We start from the raw sequence: 13,488 nt of genomic DNA on the forward strand, positions 1-13,488 counted from the left end.
GCTTAGGCCGCCAGACGCTCCTTTACATCAGCCGCAAAGGATTCGTAGCTGCGCAGGGCGGTCACATGAACCTGCACATGCTGCCCCATTTTCTTCATGATTGGCAAATCAAGAAGAATTTGATCCAGCATATCCATGCTTTCCACACAGACGATGGCAATCACGCGGCGCGAGCCGACGGCTTTCCAAAGATCGACGACAACGCCGGCCTCCTTGGCCCCCAGCGCGGCACCGGCCTCCTCTGCCCAGATCGTCAGCAGATCGCTCTGGCACATCGTGTGGTCGTATTCGACGTTAAAATCCAAATGAAACAGCATGTTTGTCCTCCCTAATGCTGATGCCTGCAAACGCAGGCGGGTTATCTGTACCGGCCGTGCTGTTGGATCACCTCCACCTGATAGCCGTCCGGGTCGGCGATGAAATAGAACTTGGCCAGCAACGCGCCGCCAGGTTTGAACTCCACAATATCGCGCGGCGCATAGCCTGCAGCTTTTGCCGCAGCATGAGAGGCCTCTAGGTCCTCAACCGCAAAGGCGAGATGGCCATAGCCATTGCCGACCTCATAAGGTTCGGATTGGCTGCGATTGACCGTCAGTTCGAGTTCAAATGTCGATTCCGATGTTGCCAGATAGATCAGGCTGAAATCCGGATAATCGAAGCGATCCACCACCGACATGCCAAAAACCTCGGCGTAAAATGCAAGTGAGCGTTCTTCGTTCAGCACCCGGACCATCGAATGAATGGGTTTTGCCATTGCTTTCTCCTTAGTTGGGCGCAAGGGTGTCACAAAACCGAAATACAGTGGTATTAGCCGGCTAATACGCGCCAAAAACTGCAAGAAGACCCAGAAAAATGACCCAAATTATCGAACATCTCTCTGAAATATCTGACCGCTATGACGCGCTTTTTGTCGATCTTTGGGGTTGCATGCACAATGGTGTCACCGCCTTTCCAGACGCCGTGAAGGCCATGAAGGATTATCGCGCGCGCGGGGGGACCGTTGTCCTTGTGACCAATTCCCCGAAACCGCGCGCAGGTGTCGCGGTGCAGCTGGAACAGTTTGGGGTCCCCAAAGATGCTTATGACACCATCGCCACCTCAGGGGACAGCGCCCGTGCGGCCATGTTTCTGGGGGCCGTCGGGGAAAAGGTCTATTTCATGGGGGAATGGGGCCGGGACGCGGAATTTTTTGAACCGCTGTCTCTGCTTGAGGACCCGGCCGACATCACGATTGTGCCCCTGAACGAGGCGGAGGGGATCGTCTGCTGCGGCCCCAATGATCCGATGGCTGACCCGGCGGTAAATCGGCCGGACTTTCTTTATGCCAAACAGAAGGGCATGAAGCTGCTCTGCGCCAACCCCGACATCGTTGTCGACCGGGGTGAGGTCCGCGAATGGTGTGCCGGCGCGCTGGCGCAGCTTTACACCGAGATGGGCGGTCAGAGCCTCTATTTTGGCAAACCGCATCCACCGATCTATGATCTGGCGCGCCGCCGCCTGTCGGCCATCAGACCGGATGTACCAGATCGCCGCATTCTGGCGATTGGGGACGGAGTGCTGACCGATATCAAAGGCGCGATGGGCGAGGATATCGATTCTCTCTTTATTTCGGGCGGCCTTGCAGCCAGTGAAACAAAAACATCAGTCCAGCCAGAGCCCGAAGCGCTCAAATCGTACCTTGGTGCCGAAAAATCGAACCCAACCTACACAATAGGTCACTTACGCTGACGTATATAACACTTGATTTTCTGCAGTTGCGAAGTAATAAAGTTGCTTATCTTGACGATGGGCAGCTTTTTTGTTGCGCGACCGATTTACGGAGGATCACATGTTGGACAATCTGCCACGCGGAACGATCTGCATAGAAGACATCGAAATGGGCATGACACGCTATGTCCAGAAGGTTGTCACCGATTCAGATATCCAGAAATTCTCCGAGGTGTCGACCGATTGTAATCCGGTGCATCTGGATGACGATTATGCACAGGACACGATCTTTGAAGGACGCATCGCCCATGGCATGCTGACCGCGGGACTGGTCTCTGCCGTGATTGGCGAACAGCTGCCCGGCCATGGGACGATCTACATGAGCCAATCGCTCAAATTCCTCGCCCCTGTGCGTCCCGGTGATCTGGTGCACGCCCAAGTCGAAGTGATCGGCATTGAAATCGACAAGCGCCGCGTCAAACTGGATTGCTGCTGCAAGGTCGATGGCAAAAAGGTTTTGATCGGCGAAGCGATGGTTTTGGCCCCGTCGCGCAAGTTTGATTGATCCTGAGACGCCCAAGCGCACCGCAATGACGCTTGCAAGCTTTCCGCCGGGGCGCTAACCCTGCGCCATGCGGATCGTCAGAGATTATCAATATGTCAGCCCCGAAGATCGTGGTGCCAGCGTTGCCATCGGCAACTTTGATGGTGTGCACATCGGCCATCAGTCGGTGATCGAATTGGCGCGCCAGGCCGCACCGGACGCGCCGCTTGGCGTGATGACATTTGAACCGCATCCGCGTGAGTATTTTGCCCCAGATGCCCCACCCTTTCGTCTGACCAGCGCCGCGGCGCGGGCGCATCGGCTGGAAAAGCTGGGCATCAAACGGCTTTACGAGCTGACATTTAACAAGGCCCTGGCCGGGCTGAGCCCGCGCCAGTTTGCGGAACAGGTGATCGTCAAAGGCCTCGGCTTGGCGCATGTCGTCGTTGGGGCCGATTTCTGCTTTGGCAAAGGGCGCGTGGGCACTGCCGATGATCTGGTTGAATTTGGCCAGGAACTTGGGTTCGGCGTCACAATCGCCCCCCTGATTTCTGGCGGTGATGGGCAGGTATCCTCCACGAACATCCGCAACGCGCTGAGCGAAGGCCGCCCGCGCGATGCGGCCGCGATGCTGGGCCATTGGCACCGGATCGAAGGCCCGGTGATTGGCGGCGAGCAGCGCGGGCGTGAACTCGGCTATCCAACGGCCAATATGTCGATTGCCGGGCTGCACCCGCCAAAGTTTGGCGTCTATGCCGTCCTTGTGGATGTGCTGGAAGGCCCGCACAAAGGCACCTATCACGGCGCAAGCTCTATCGGCGTGCGCCCGATGTTCGGCGACAACAGCGCCAATATCGAAACTTTTTTGTTCGACTTTTCCGGCGATCTTTATGGCACCAACCTATCCGTGGGGCTGGTCGAGTATTTACGTCCAGAATTGAAATTTGACGGTTTGGACGCGCTGATCGCGCAGATGCAGGACGACTGCGAGACCTGCCGCAAAATTCTGGCCGCGCTATGAGCGATGATCCAATTGACCGCAGTGGCTTGGGCAAACGGTTTTGGGAGAAGAAACCGCTCAGCAAACTGACCCAGCAGGAATGGGAAGCGCTCTGTGACGGCTGCGGCAAATGCTGCCTGAACAAGCTGGAAGATGAAGACACCGGCGAAGTGGCCCTGACCCGTGTGGCCTGCCGGCTCTTGGATGACAGCATCTGCCGCTGCGCCCAGTATGACATTCGCCACCAATTCATCCCCGAATGCATCGTACTGACACCGGACAACCTGGACACCCACGCCTATTGGATGCCGCAGACCTGTGCCTATCGGCTGCTCTGGGAGGGAAAACCGCTGTATGACTGGCACCCGCTGATCTCTGGCTCTGCCCAAAGCGTTCATGATGCCGGCGTGTCCGTACAGGATAAAACCGTCTCAGAATTCGAAGTCCCGCTGGATGAGTGGGAAGATTACATCATCGAGGAACCCAGCTGATGTTCTTTGCCTCCGACAACGCCGGAATTGCCCATCCCAAGGTGATGACAGCGCTGACGCAGGCCAACGTGGGGTATGCCCTGGGCTACGGGCGCGACGCGCTCACCCAGCAAGTGACGGCTGAGCTGCGCGCCCTCTTTGAGGCCCCAGAAGCCGCCGTTTATTTGGTGCCGACGGGGACCGCAGCCAACGCGCTCGCGCTCGCCTGTCTGGCCCGGCCTTTTGACACTGTGTTCTGTGCCCCGCAGGCTCATATCCAAGAAGATGAATGCGGCGCACCGGAATTTTATTCTGGCGCAAAGCTGACGCTTGTTGGGGACGGCGACAAGATCGATCCCTCCCAGCTGCAACAGGAGATCGCCCGATGTCAGGCGCGCGGATTTCAGGGGGTCAAACCCGGGGCGCTATCGCTGTCGCAGGTGACGGAGTTTGGGCAGATCTATCGCCTTGATGAAATACGTGCCCTGACCGATGTCGCCCGGACCGCCGGCCTGCCGACCCATATGGATGGCGCCCGCTTTGGCCATGCCTGCGCCGCGCTGGGGGTCAGCCCCGCCGATATGACATGGCGCGTTGGCGTGGATGCGGTCAGCTTTGGGGCCACAAAAAACGGCTGCCTCGGTGTCGAAGCGGTGGTGCTGTTTGACCCAAACCGCGCAGCCGAATTCGAAGCACGGCGCAAACGCGGGGGGCATTTGCTGTCCAAGCACCGCTATTTGGCCGCGCAGATGCAGGCCTATCTGGCCGAGGGGCTTTGGCTGGAGCTGGCCCAACAGGCAAATGCCAAGGCTAGGTATCTTGCCAATCAATTGGCGCGCATCAACGGGATCACCCTAGCCTATCCCGTCGAGGCCAACATGATCTTTGCACGGGTGCCGCGCCCGCTGCTTGAGCGGGCGATATCTGGCGGTGCCGTGGTCAGCGTGATCAAAGATGACGCAAACCTCCCGCTGGTGCGACTGGTCTGTGACTGGGCGCAGCCCGAAAGTGAAATCGCGCAATTTTTGGATCTGTTAGCCTAACTCAGGCGCGCCAGAAATGCGGGGTCAGCATGGCGTAGACCGCCAAGAGCTCAAGCCGCCCGATCAGCATACCGACAATCAGCAGCCATTTTGCAGTGTCGTTGAGCGGCGCAAAATTGCCTGACGGGCCGATGATCTCGCCCAACCCCGGTCCAACGTTGGCAATGGCGGTCGCGGCACCTGACAGCGAGGTCACGAAATCCAGCCCCGTCATGCCCAAAAGCACCGACAGCACGCCCAGCGTCACGATGAAGAACACAAAGAACACCATGACCGAATTGAGCACATCTTCGGTCACGATGCGCCCGTTGTAGCGCGGATTGAAAATGCCGCTGGGGGACTGGATCTTTTGCAGCTGCACTTTGATGGCAGAAAACAGCAGCTGATAGCGAAAAATCTTGATCGAGCACGCGGTTGAGCCCGCGCAGCCGCCGATCAGACCAAGAAAGAAAAACAGCGCCACCAGAAAGCCGCCCCAGAGACCGTAATCGGTGCTGGCATAGCCGGTCCCGGTGACAATCGACGTGACATTGAACAGCGCCTGCCGGAAGGAGGGCGCAAAATCGCGGCCCTGCCCGATCGTCAGGGTAAAGGACACCACCAGGATCACCACAGCAAGAGTTGCGAAAAACGTCAGGATCTGGCGGTCTTTGAACAAAGGCTGCGCGCTGCCGTTCACGAGCTGAACATAGCGCACAAAGGGCAAGGCCGCGAGCGCCATGAAAAGCGCGCCGACATATTCCGCCCCGGGTCCGAAGGCCCCAAAAGAAGCATCGTAATTGGCCATACCACCGGTCGCGACCGTGGTGAAGGCATGCACAACGGCATCAAAAGGCACCATGCCGATCATCAAATAGGCCAAGAAACAAATGAAGGTCAGGCTGACATAGATCACCGAGATCTGCCCCGAAATTGCCGTCGCCCGCGGGAGGATCTTGCCCATGGTGTCAAAACCTTCGGAGCGGAAGATTTGCATACCGCCAACCCGCAGCTCGGGCAGGAACACCATGGCGACCACAATGATGCCAATCCCGCCAAGCCATTGCAGAATGCCGCGCCACAACAACAGCCCCTTGGGTAGGGCATCGAGCCCGGACACCACGGTGGAGCCGGTTGTGGTCAGACCTGACATGGCCTCAAAGATCGCGTCGATAAACCGCGCTTCTGTCGCGCCCAACATGAACGGCAGCGCCCCAAAAAGCGGCAGGGCGACCCAGACGCTGGTCGTGAGCAAAAAAGTTTCCTGCAACGTCAAACCCGGCCGATTGCCGCCGCTCTGACAGGACAGCGCCACCAGCCCCCCGGCCAGTATCGTCAGCAAGGCGCTTTCCAGAAACACCGGCCAATGCCCGTTGCCCTCAATCAGATCGACCAGCATTGGAACGATCATGGTCAGTCCCAAGATCGCCACCAAAAGGCCGATCACATATCCGACGGGTCTAAGATCAATCATCGCGTGCAGCGTTGGTCACAGAGCAGCAAACTGTCAAGCCACTGTTGTCAATTGACTTCGCCAAAATATCGCAGGCTTTCGGTGCGATTGCGGGTTTCACGCTCAAGACACGAAGAGAACAGCAAAGGGGCCATCGTGCCACCGCGGGCCATCGTGCTTTCCAACGCGCAGGCTTTGTCGCGAAACGGTATCCAAGCGCGCTGCGCGTCGCGCAGCATCTCTTCGGCTGGGATCTCGCCTTCGGCCAAATACTGATCCTGCGCCCGCGCCTGCTGGATGGCCAGCTTATAGGCATGGTTGAGGTCTTCATCAGCGGCCTGATAGGCCAAATGCGCGCAGTAATTCATTTCAACCTGGGCAATGGCATTGTCACAATCAACGTCTTGCGCAGCGACAGCGCCGCCCGCGAACATCAAAGCAATCGTCAAACGCACCATTAGAAAATCCTATTTATCCAACGTGGAACAAAGTGGTGAACAGTTTGGGATCAATCGACCCCGATACAAATGTTTCGCCCTCGGTCAGGATCGACACCGCGTCATGGCTATGCAGGCTTTCCTGGTGGCTGGCGATCACACGAAAATCGCCGATGCGGTCATCGTTCTGCAATTCGCGGCAAAAGAGCCGCGCCGCATCTTCGACAAAAATGGGATTGGCGGCGTTGAGCTCTGCAAAGGCCTGCTCGTCCTCGCGTTTGACCATGACCTGCGTCTCGGTGGGCACGGCGCGGCGGGCCATATCGATGAGGTCTTCAAACCACAGGCGCTGCAAGGATTGCGTCACAACCGATATCCGCGCAACCGAGCGCTGCGAATGGGGCGTGGCGAGTTGGCCGCGCGCTTGCCGCGCGTGTTCAGACAGCTCCAGCGAACAGGGGCAGGTTGAGGAATAGACATAGTCCAGATGCATGATCTTGAGAGGCTTGCCACCGATCTCAACCTTTTCCATCGCGATGTCATAATACTGATACCCCTCAAGCCCAGAGCGCAGCGAGGCGATTTTCATCGGATAGCGAAAGCGCATTTGAATGCGCGCATCAAAGCTGCCCAAATCGGCTTTGTAATCCGCGAGCGCGTGCTCAAGCACCTCAAAGCTAAAGGTTTTTTCGGCATGTTTGTAAAAGGACCGCATGATGCGGCTCATGTTGATGCCTTTTTTGTCCTCTTCCAGGCTGACCGTGCCCGTCACCGAAGTTTCCAAGGACAGCGCACCACCATCGCGGGTCAAATAGCTGATCGGCAAGCGGAAATTTGAAATCCCGACATGCTGGATCTGCTTTTTGGCCCCTTTGATCAGGCTGGTAGGTCCGTTTTGCAGATCTGGAAGCGTGGCCTTATAGGCCTCATCAACTTCGAAATCATCCGGGTAACTGCGCGCGAGTGGCGGATAGTTGGACACGGCCTGACCGGGCAAAAGCCGCGCGATGGACGGGTCAAGCTCGGCAATCTCTGTGGCGCTCGCTCCGCGCGCCCATTTGCGCAATGTGCTGAGGGCAGCCTCGGCCTCTTCGCGGGTCAGCGGAGTATCAGATTTCGATGTTTGAATGTTCATGGGCGTTTCCACAGCACGGCGTATCGCCTTCTAACCTAATGGCTCCGCCAGCAAAACGCTAATTTCTTGCAAATTGAACCCTGAATACGACTCGCGCCACATAAAAAGACCCAGCGCGTTGCGCCGGGCCTTTGGTGTCGCAATCAGGCCTGTGAGGCCTCTAGCGCGGCTGTGATGTCTGCAATCAGGTCATCCGTGTCTTCAAGACCAACCGAAAAACGAATGAGACCCGGCGCAATGCCCAGATCATCCTTCTGTGCGTCACTCAGCCGTTGGTGCGTTGTGGTCGCCGGATGGGTCGCGATGGATTTCGCATCCCCCAAGTTGTTGGAGATCACCGCAATCGTCATGGCATTGAGGAACTTAAATGCCGCCTCCTTGCCGCCTTTCACCTCAAGCGACAGCACGGTGCCGCCCTTGCCGCCCAACTGACGCTGCACCAGATCATTCTGCGCATGCCCCTTCAGCCCGGGATAGATCGCGCGGCGCAATGCTGGGTGTCCTTCGACGGCCTCGGCAATTTTCAAGGCGCTGTCCGCCTGGGCCCGCACGCGCAGATCCAGCGTTTCCATCCCCTTCAGCATCACCCAGGCATTAAAGGGGCTCATCGAGCCGCCGGTATGCTTCATATAGGTTTCCAGCGGACCGCGAATGTAATCCTTTTTGCCAAGGACCACACCGCCAAGCGCGCGTCCCTGCCCGTCGATATGTTTGGTGGCCGAATAGACCACCACATCCGCACCCTGCGCGATGGCTTCGGAAAAGGCCGGGGTAGAAAACACATTGTCCACGACCACGGTCGCGCCCACGGAATGTGCAATTTCCGATACGCCGGCGATGTCGATCACCTCAAGCGTTGGGTTGGACATGGATTCAAAGAAGCACACTTTGGTGTCCGGGCGCACAGCCGCGCGCCATTCGTCCAGATTTGTGCCATCCACAAAGGTCACTTCGACGCCGAACTGCGACAGGATGTTTTCCAGAATATGCAGACAGGAACCGAAAAGCGCCTTGGCCGACACCACGTGATCACCGGCCTTTACCAGCGAGGTCAGCGCACCATTCACTGCCGCCATGCCCGAAGCGGTGGCAAAGGCATCCTCCGCCCCTTCCAGCATCGCGATACGCTGCTCAAACATCGACACGGTGGGGTTGCCATAGCGCGCGTAGATAAATTCATCCGGCCCGGTTTCGATGAACCGCGCTTCGGCTTGTTCGGCATTGTTGTACACAAAGCCCTGCGTCAGAAAAATCGCTTCGCTGACTTCGTTGTACTGGCTACGGCGAATGCCGCCATGCACGAGCTTTGTGCGGGTGTTCCAGTCGCTCATCTTCATCTCCTTCGCGCGCGCAGCGCATAAAAAAACCCCATACGGCCAAGCGTAAGGGGTCTCCTTTCGTCCTGACCTTTTAGCGGTATTTGGGTACGAATCGTACGCCGTGGCCCGCAATCCGGTAACAAATCGCCACAAAACGCGGTGTACTGCGCAGCGATGCGCCGGTCAAGTCAAAGCGCTCAGCTATCGGAGCTGTCGCTGTCCAGCGCGTAGCGAGAAAACACCCCGGCCTGCGTCATGAAAAAGACAAAGACCGCCGCCGACAGACCAAAGGTTTTGAAATAAACCCAAGTGTCGGTCGTTTGTGTGCGCCAGATGATTTCATTCAGCACCGCAAGCCCCAAGAAAAACGCCGTCAGTCGCTTGGTCAGCAGCATCCACCCTTCATCTTTCAGGGGCAGCATCTCTTCCATCACATATTTCAGGTAACTTTGCCCGCGCAGCAAACCAAGACCCAGCGCACCGCCGAACAGCAGATAGATCATCGTCGGCTTCATCTTGAAAAAGCGGTCATCATTGAACCAGACCGAAAGGCCGCCAAACAGCGTCACCAGAACAAGCGTGGCGATCTGCATGCGTGAAATATGCCCGGTTAGACGCCAGAGGACAAAGGTCGACAAGGCAATCAGTGGGATGAATGCCGCCGTTACCAAAATGAACCCATCATAACTGGTGCCGCCGATATCAAAGCTTTGATCGCGCAGGCGCAAATAGCCGATAAAGAAAAGGACAATCGGGCCCAGCTCTAAAGCGGTCTTCACCATCGGATTGATTGGTTTACCAGCCATTCTTGGCTCCTTTTTGGTATGGTCAAGATGTGGGGGCTATGCCGCTGATGTCAACGCGCAGTAGTCAAGCAATGGCGATCAGCGCCCTGATATCCCTGTTAGCGCATTGGCAAAGTCTTCGGGATCAAAGGCATCCAAATCCTCGATCTTTTCCCCCACGCCAATCGCGTGAATCGGCAGACCAAACTTGTCCGCCAGCGCCACCAGCACCCCGCCTTTGGCAGTGCCATCCAGCTTGGTCATCACCAGCCCGGTGACATCCGCCAGCTTTTGGAATGTTTCGACCTGGCTGAGTGCGTTTTGCCCGGTTGTCGCGTCCAGCACCAACAGAGTGTTATGCGGCGCTGTGCCATCCTTTTTGCGGATCACACGCACGATCTTCGCCAATTCTTCCATCAGGTCCGCGCGGTTCTGCAATCGGCCCGCCGTGTCGATCATCAAGAGATCCGCGCCCATGTCTTGCGCTTTGGTCATCGCGTCAAAGGCAAGGCTGGCGGGGTCAGAACCTTCGGGCGCGGTCAAGACCGGCACGCCCGCACGGTCGCCCCAGACCTGCAGCTGCTCAACTGCCGCCGCACGGAAGGTATCACCTGCGGCAATCACAACCGATTTTCCGGCCGCCTTGAACTGGCTGGCGAGCTTGCCAATGGTTGTGGTCTTGCCCGACCCGTTGACCCCCACCACAAGCACCACCTGCGGGGTTTTGGGATAAATCGGCAGCGGCTTGGCCACATTCTCCATGATACGGGTGATTTCTTCGGCCAAAATTGCCTTGATCTCATCGGTCGAGACCCGTTTGCCAAAGCGGCCTTCGGCAATATTTGCCGTCACGCGCAGGGCGGTGTCCACGCCCATATCAGATGCGATCAGCAACTCTTCGAGCTGCTCAAGCATGTCATCGTCCAGCACCCGTTTGGTCACGGTCTTGGGTGCCACGCGCCCAGTCAGACGGTCCAGCAGTCCTGGCTTGGCAGGCGCGGGTGCCGCTTCTGGCGCGGGTACTGGCTCTGGCTCTGGTGCCGCAGCGGGTGCTGGGGCAGGCTTCGGCGCAATAGGCTGTGGCGCTGGTGTCGGTTCAGGTGCTTGCGCAGGCTCTGGGGCCTGCGTGGGTTCTGGAGCTTGGGCGGGTTCGGGGGCCTGCGCAGGGACGGTGTCTTCCACCACATCCTCGCCGCCATCTTCAACAATGGCGTCCAGCCCCTCCTCCAGTCGGGACGACGATTTGAACAAACGATCTTTGAGCTTGGAAAAAAACGCCATTTTGCCTCCGCGGTCGCTTCTTTGTCACCTAATGTGCTTTGATCAGATTGAAAAGAGCGGGTTGGCAAAGCCCATCGTTGAAAGCAGCACAGCCTGCCCCACACCTTGACAGAGTGCTGCGCTGATTTGCAGCCAGACGCCGGTTTCGCGCCGCTGGGCAAGGACGTGCAGCAACACCGCCGTCATCGCCAATATTGCGCCAAACACAATCGCTGGCAGGGGCACCGCGCCCAACTCCAGAAACCGGGCCAGGAACAATGGCCCGGCTAGCCCATAGGCAATCAGCGCCCCGCGCATCCGGCCACGGGCCGCCGCCCCTTCGCCCAACAGCACCAGCGCGAGCCCGCCCAAGACGGTAGCCACGCCAAAGTTCGCCGCGCCCGCAACGAGATAGGCCGCATAGGGCAACGCCGCAAAAAGCGTCTTATACCAGCTTGGATTGCGATAACTGAGCAGCGCGGCAAACAGCAGCGTCAGAAGAAGCCCAGCCACCAGCCCGCCATACATCAGCGACTGCCGCAGCGCGATTTCCTGCATGACCGTCATTCTGCCCCCTGCTCGATAGCTCCGTTCTTGCGTTACCCTAACGCGAAGCGCGGGCGCGGCAAGCGTCGGTTGCGGGGCGGCGCGCTGTTAGATCTCATCCGGGAAATGTTTCATGGTCAGACGAATTGGATTGGGCGCAGCCTGCCCCAGCCCGCAGATCGAGGCATCGACCATCGCCGCTGACAATTCTTCGAGCAGCCCAGTGTCCCAGCGGTCCTGCATCATCAGCTTGACGGCCTTTTCACAACCCACCCGGCAGGGTGTGCATTGCCCGCAGCTTTCATCCTCAAAGAAGCGCAGCATATTCAGCGCCGCCGCCTTGGCGCTGTCCTGATCGGACAGGATCACCACCGCCGCAGAGCCGATAAAGCTGCCATGGGGTTGCAGCGTGTCAAAATCCAGCGGCACATCATCCAGATGCGCGGGCAACAGGCCGGAGGATGGCCCGCCCGGCTGATAGGCCTTAAAGGCGTGCCCCTCCAGCATGCCCCCTGCCGCCGCAATGATATCAGTGATGGTGGAGCCGGCAGGAAGCAGATGCACCCCTGGCTCTTTTACGCGCCCAGAAACCGAATAGCTGCGCAGCCCGCTGCGGCCATTTTTGATTGTCCCGTTCAGGCAGCCCGGGCCTTCACGGCAAATGCGCGCCACCCAATGCAGGGTTTCGACGTTATGCACGAGCGTCGGGCGGCCAAAAATCCCGACCTGCGCCACAAAGGGTGGGCGATGGCGCGGCTCCCCGCGTTTGCCTTCGATCGATTCGATCATCGCGCTTTCTTCGCCGCAGATATAGGCCCCGGCCCCGCGTCGCAGATCAATGACCCCCGGCGCGACCAGACCGGATTTTTCCAGCGCGGCAATTTCCCGGCGTAGGATCTCCAGCACCGCCGGATATTCATCGCGCATGTAGATAAAGATTTTCTCGGCCTCGACCGCCCAGGCGGCGATCAGCATGCCCTCCAAGAAGAGATGCGGCGTGCGCTCCAGATAATAGCGGTCCTTAAACGTGCCAGGTTCGCCCTCATCGCCGTTCACCGCCAGATACCGCGGGCCCGGATTGGCGCGCACAAAGCCCCATTTCTTGCCAGACGGAAAGCCCGCGCCGCCCAAACCGCGCAGCCCGGCATCCAGCATATCTTGCTGCACCGCTTCCCAGTCACCGCCCGCGCGCAACGTTTTCAGCCGTGCATAGCCGCCCGTGGCCACATAAGCCTCATAGCCTTGATACTCTGGCACATGCGCGTGAAAATCCTGCGCCGCGATAGCGGCCTTGGTCTTTGTTATCGTGGCGTGGTCGATATGATTGTGGCCGATTTCCAAAACCGGCGCGGTATCGCAACGGCCCATGCAAGGCGCACGTAAAACGCGGACCTCTTGCGGGTTCAAGCCGCTTTCCAGCGCCGCCTTCAATTGCTGTGCCCCGGCCAATTCGCAGGACAGGCTGTCACAAACGCGGATGGTCAGCGCCGGGGGGAGCGTGTCCTCTTCGCGGACAACATCAAAATGCGCATAGAAGCTGGCGACCTCATACACTTCGGCTTGGCTCAGCCGCAGCTCTTCGGCCAGCGCGCGGATATGGCGTGCGGCAAGGTGGCCGTATTCATCCTGAATGAGATGCAGGAATTCGATCAACAGATCGCGCCGGCGTGGCCGCGCCCCAAGCAGCGCCTGCACCTCAGCATGCGCCACCTCATCCAACTGACGCCCCTTAGTTGTGTGCCGCCCCTTGCCCTTGCCGGACTTCCAAACACCTTTGAGATCGCTGCGCGTCATTTTTCCCCCTACACTC

General features: G+C 58.4%; 15 protein-coding genes. 5 read left to right on the forward strand and 10 right to left on the reverse strand.

The window, feature by feature from the left end:
• Window positions 1-2 precede the first annotated feature (2 nt).
• Both N6L24_RS07805 and N6L24_RS07810 read right to left on the reverse strand, forming a co-directional pair.
• Window positions 3-317: a muconolactone Delta-isomerase family protein gene (locus N6L24_RS07805; RefSeq protein ID WP_271844114.1), complete on the reverse strand. Its 315-nt coding sequence runs from the start codon at window positions 315-317 to the stop codon at window positions 3-5.
• A gap of 41 nt (window positions 318-358) precedes the next feature.
• On the reverse strand, window positions 359-754 hold the full coding sequence (locus N6L24_RS07810; protein ID WP_271844115.1) for a VOC family protein: 396 nt from the start codon (window positions 752-754) through the stop codon (window positions 359-361).
• Between the two features lie 98 nt (window positions 755-852).
• Here N6L24_RS07810 and N6L24_RS07815 point away from each other — a divergent pair, with 98 nt between their 5' ends.
• The 5 genes from N6L24_RS07815 (at window position 853) to N6L24_RS07835 (ending at window position 4,764) form a co-directional block, all read left to right on the forward strand.
• Window positions 853-1,728, forward strand: a complete 876-nt coding sequence (locus N6L24_RS07815; RefSeq protein WP_271844116.1) for a TIGR01459 family HAD-type hydrolase — start codon at window positions 853-855, stop codon at window positions 1,726-1,728.
• A 100-nt stretch (window positions 1,729-1,828) separates the two neighbouring features.
• A complete protein-coding gene (locus N6L24_RS07820; protein ID WP_271844117.1) occupies window positions 1,829-2,272 on the forward strand; it encodes a MaoC family dehydratase in 444 nt (147 codons plus the stop codon).
• Window positions 2,273-2,339: 67 nt separating this feature from the next.
• Window positions 2,340-3,272, forward strand: coding sequence for a bifunctional riboflavin kinase/FAD synthetase (locus tag N6L24_RS07825; protein ID WP_271844118.1), 933 nt, complete (start codon window positions 2,340-2,342; stop codon window positions 3,270-3,272).
• Window positions 3,269-3,742, forward strand: coding sequence for a YcgN family cysteine cluster protein (locus tag N6L24_RS07830; RefSeq protein WP_271844119.1), 474 nt, complete (start codon window positions 3,269-3,271; stop codon window positions 3,740-3,742). The genes N6L24_RS07825 and N6L24_RS07830 overlap by 4 nt, the downstream gene beginning before the upstream one ends.
• The gene (locus N6L24_RS07835; RefSeq protein WP_271844120.1) at window positions 3,742-4,764 is read left to right on the forward strand and encodes a threonine aldolase family protein; all 1,023 of its coding nucleotides are present in this window, start codon (window positions 3,742-3,744) and stop codon (window positions 4,762-4,764) included. The genes N6L24_RS07830 and N6L24_RS07835 overlap by 1 nt, the downstream gene beginning before the upstream one ends.
• Before the next feature lies 1 nt (window position 4,765).
• Here N6L24_RS07835 and N6L24_RS07840 read toward each other — a convergent pair whose 3' ends face one another.
• The 8 genes from N6L24_RS07840 to N6L24_RS07875 all read right to left on the reverse strand — a co-directional run bounded on the left by N6L24_RS07840 (window position 4,766) and on the right by N6L24_RS07875 (window position 13,472).
• A complete protein-coding gene (locus N6L24_RS07840) occupies window positions 4,766-6,217 on the reverse strand; it encodes a TrkH family potassium uptake protein (protein ID WP_271844121.1) in 1,452 nt (483 codons plus the stop codon).
• A gap of 47 nt (window positions 6,218-6,264) precedes the next feature.
• Window positions 6,265-6,654, reverse strand: coding sequence for a lysozyme inhibitor LprI family protein (locus N6L24_RS07845; RefSeq protein WP_271844122.1), 390 nt, complete (start codon window positions 6,652-6,654; stop codon window positions 6,265-6,267).
• A 13-nt stretch (window positions 6,655-6,667) separates the two neighbouring features.
• On the reverse strand, window positions 6,668-7,768 hold the full coding sequence (gene folE2 / locus N6L24_RS07850; RefSeq protein WP_271844123.1) for a GTP cyclohydrolase FolE2: 1,101 nt from the start codon (window positions 7,766-7,768) through the stop codon (window positions 6,668-6,670).
• Window positions 7,769-7,911: 143 nt separating this feature from the next.
• Window positions 7,912-9,099, reverse strand: a complete 1,188-nt coding sequence (metZ, locus tag N6L24_RS07855; protein ID WP_271844124.1) for an O-succinylhomoserine sulfhydrylase — start codon at window positions 9,097-9,099, stop codon at window positions 7,912-7,914.
• A 185-nt stretch (window positions 9,100-9,284) separates the two neighbouring features.
• Complete coding sequence (locus tag N6L24_RS07860; protein ID WP_271844125.1) at window positions 9,285-9,893, reverse strand: inner membrane-spanning protein YciB; 609 nt, start codon at window positions 9,891-9,893, stop codon at window positions 9,285-9,287.
• Between the two features lie 78 nt (window positions 9,894-9,971).
• Complete coding sequence (gene ftsY / locus N6L24_RS07865; RefSeq protein ID WP_271844126.1) at window positions 9,972-11,153, reverse strand: signal recognition particle-docking protein FtsY; 1,182 nt, start codon at window positions 11,151-11,153, stop codon at window positions 9,972-9,974.
• Between the two features lie 42 nt (window positions 11,154-11,195).
• A complete protein-coding gene (locus tag N6L24_RS07870; protein ID WP_271844127.1) occupies window positions 11,196-11,699 on the reverse strand; it encodes a hypothetical protein in 504 nt (167 codons plus the stop codon).
• Between the two features lie 87 nt (window positions 11,700-11,786).
• On the reverse strand, window positions 11,787-13,472 hold the full coding sequence (locus N6L24_RS07875; protein ID WP_271844128.1) for an NAD(P)H-dependent oxidoreductase subunit E: 1,686 nt from the start codon (window positions 13,470-13,472) through the stop codon (window positions 11,787-11,789).
• Window positions 13,473-13,488 lie beyond the last annotated feature (16 nt).

The sequence above is a fragment of the Cognatishimia sp. SS12 genome, from assembly GCF_028369055.1.
In the GTDB taxonomy this organism is placed as follows: Bacteria; Pseudomonadota; Alphaproteobacteria; order Rhodobacterales; family Rhodobacteraceae; genus Cognatishimia.

Excerpts from the sequence above, each read along its gene's own strand:
- N6L24_RS07805 (WP_271844114.1), bottom strand. The coding sequence starts at position 317 with ATGCTGTTTCATTTGGATTTTAACGTCGAATACGACCACACGATGTGC.
- N6L24_RS07810 (WP_271844115.1), bottom strand. The coding sequence starts at position 754 with ATGGCAAAACCCATTCATTCGATGGTCCGGGTGCTGAACGAAGAACGC.
- N6L24_RS07815 (WP_271844116.1), top strand. The coding sequence starts at position 853 with ATGACCCAAATTATCGAACATCTCTCTGAAATATCTGACCGCTATGAC.
- N6L24_RS07820 (WP_271844117.1), top strand. The coding sequence starts at position 1,829 with ATGTTGGACAATCTGCCACGCGGAACGATCTGCATAGAAGACATCGAA.
- N6L24_RS07825 (WP_271844118.1), top strand. The coding sequence starts at position 2,340 with ATGCGGATCGTCAGAGATTATCAATATGTCAGCCCCGAAGATCGTGGT.
- N6L24_RS07830 (WP_271844119.1), top strand. The coding sequence starts at position 3,269 with ATGAGCGATGATCCAATTGACCGCAGTGGCTTGGGCAAACGGTTTTGG.
- N6L24_RS07835 (WP_271844120.1), top strand. The coding sequence starts at position 3,742 with ATGTTCTTTGCCTCCGACAACGCCGGAATTGCCCATCCCAAGGTGATG.
- N6L24_RS07840 (WP_271844121.1), bottom strand. The coding sequence starts at position 6,217 with ATGATTGATCTTAGACCCGTCGGATATGTGATCGGCCTTTTGGTGGCG.
- N6L24_RS07845 (WP_271844122.1), bottom strand. The coding sequence starts at position 6,654 with ATGGTGCGTTTGACGATTGCTTTGATGTTCGCGGGCGGCGCTGTCGCT.
- folE2 (WP_271844123.1), bottom strand. The coding sequence starts at position 7,768 with ATGAACATTCAAACATCGAAATCTGATACTCCGCTGACCCGCGAAGAG.
- metZ (WP_271844124.1), bottom strand. The coding sequence starts at position 9,099 with ATGAGCGACTGGAACACCCGCACAAAGCTCGTGCATGGCGGCATTCGC.
- N6L24_RS07860 (WP_271844125.1), bottom strand. The coding sequence starts at position 9,893 with ATGGCTGGTAAACCAATCAATCCGATGGTGAAGACCGCTTTAGAGCTG.
- ftsY (WP_271844126.1), bottom strand. The coding sequence starts at position 11,153 with ATGGCGTTTTTTTCCAAGCTCAAAGATCGTTTGTTCAAATCGTCGTCC.
- N6L24_RS07870 (WP_271844127.1), bottom strand. The coding sequence starts at position 11,699 with ATGACGGTCATGCAGGAAATCGCGCTGCGGCAGTCGCTGATGTATGGC.
- N6L24_RS07875 (WP_271844128.1), bottom strand. The coding sequence starts at position 13,472 with ATGACGCGCAGCGATCTCAAAGGTGTTTGGAAGTCCGGCAAGGGCAAG.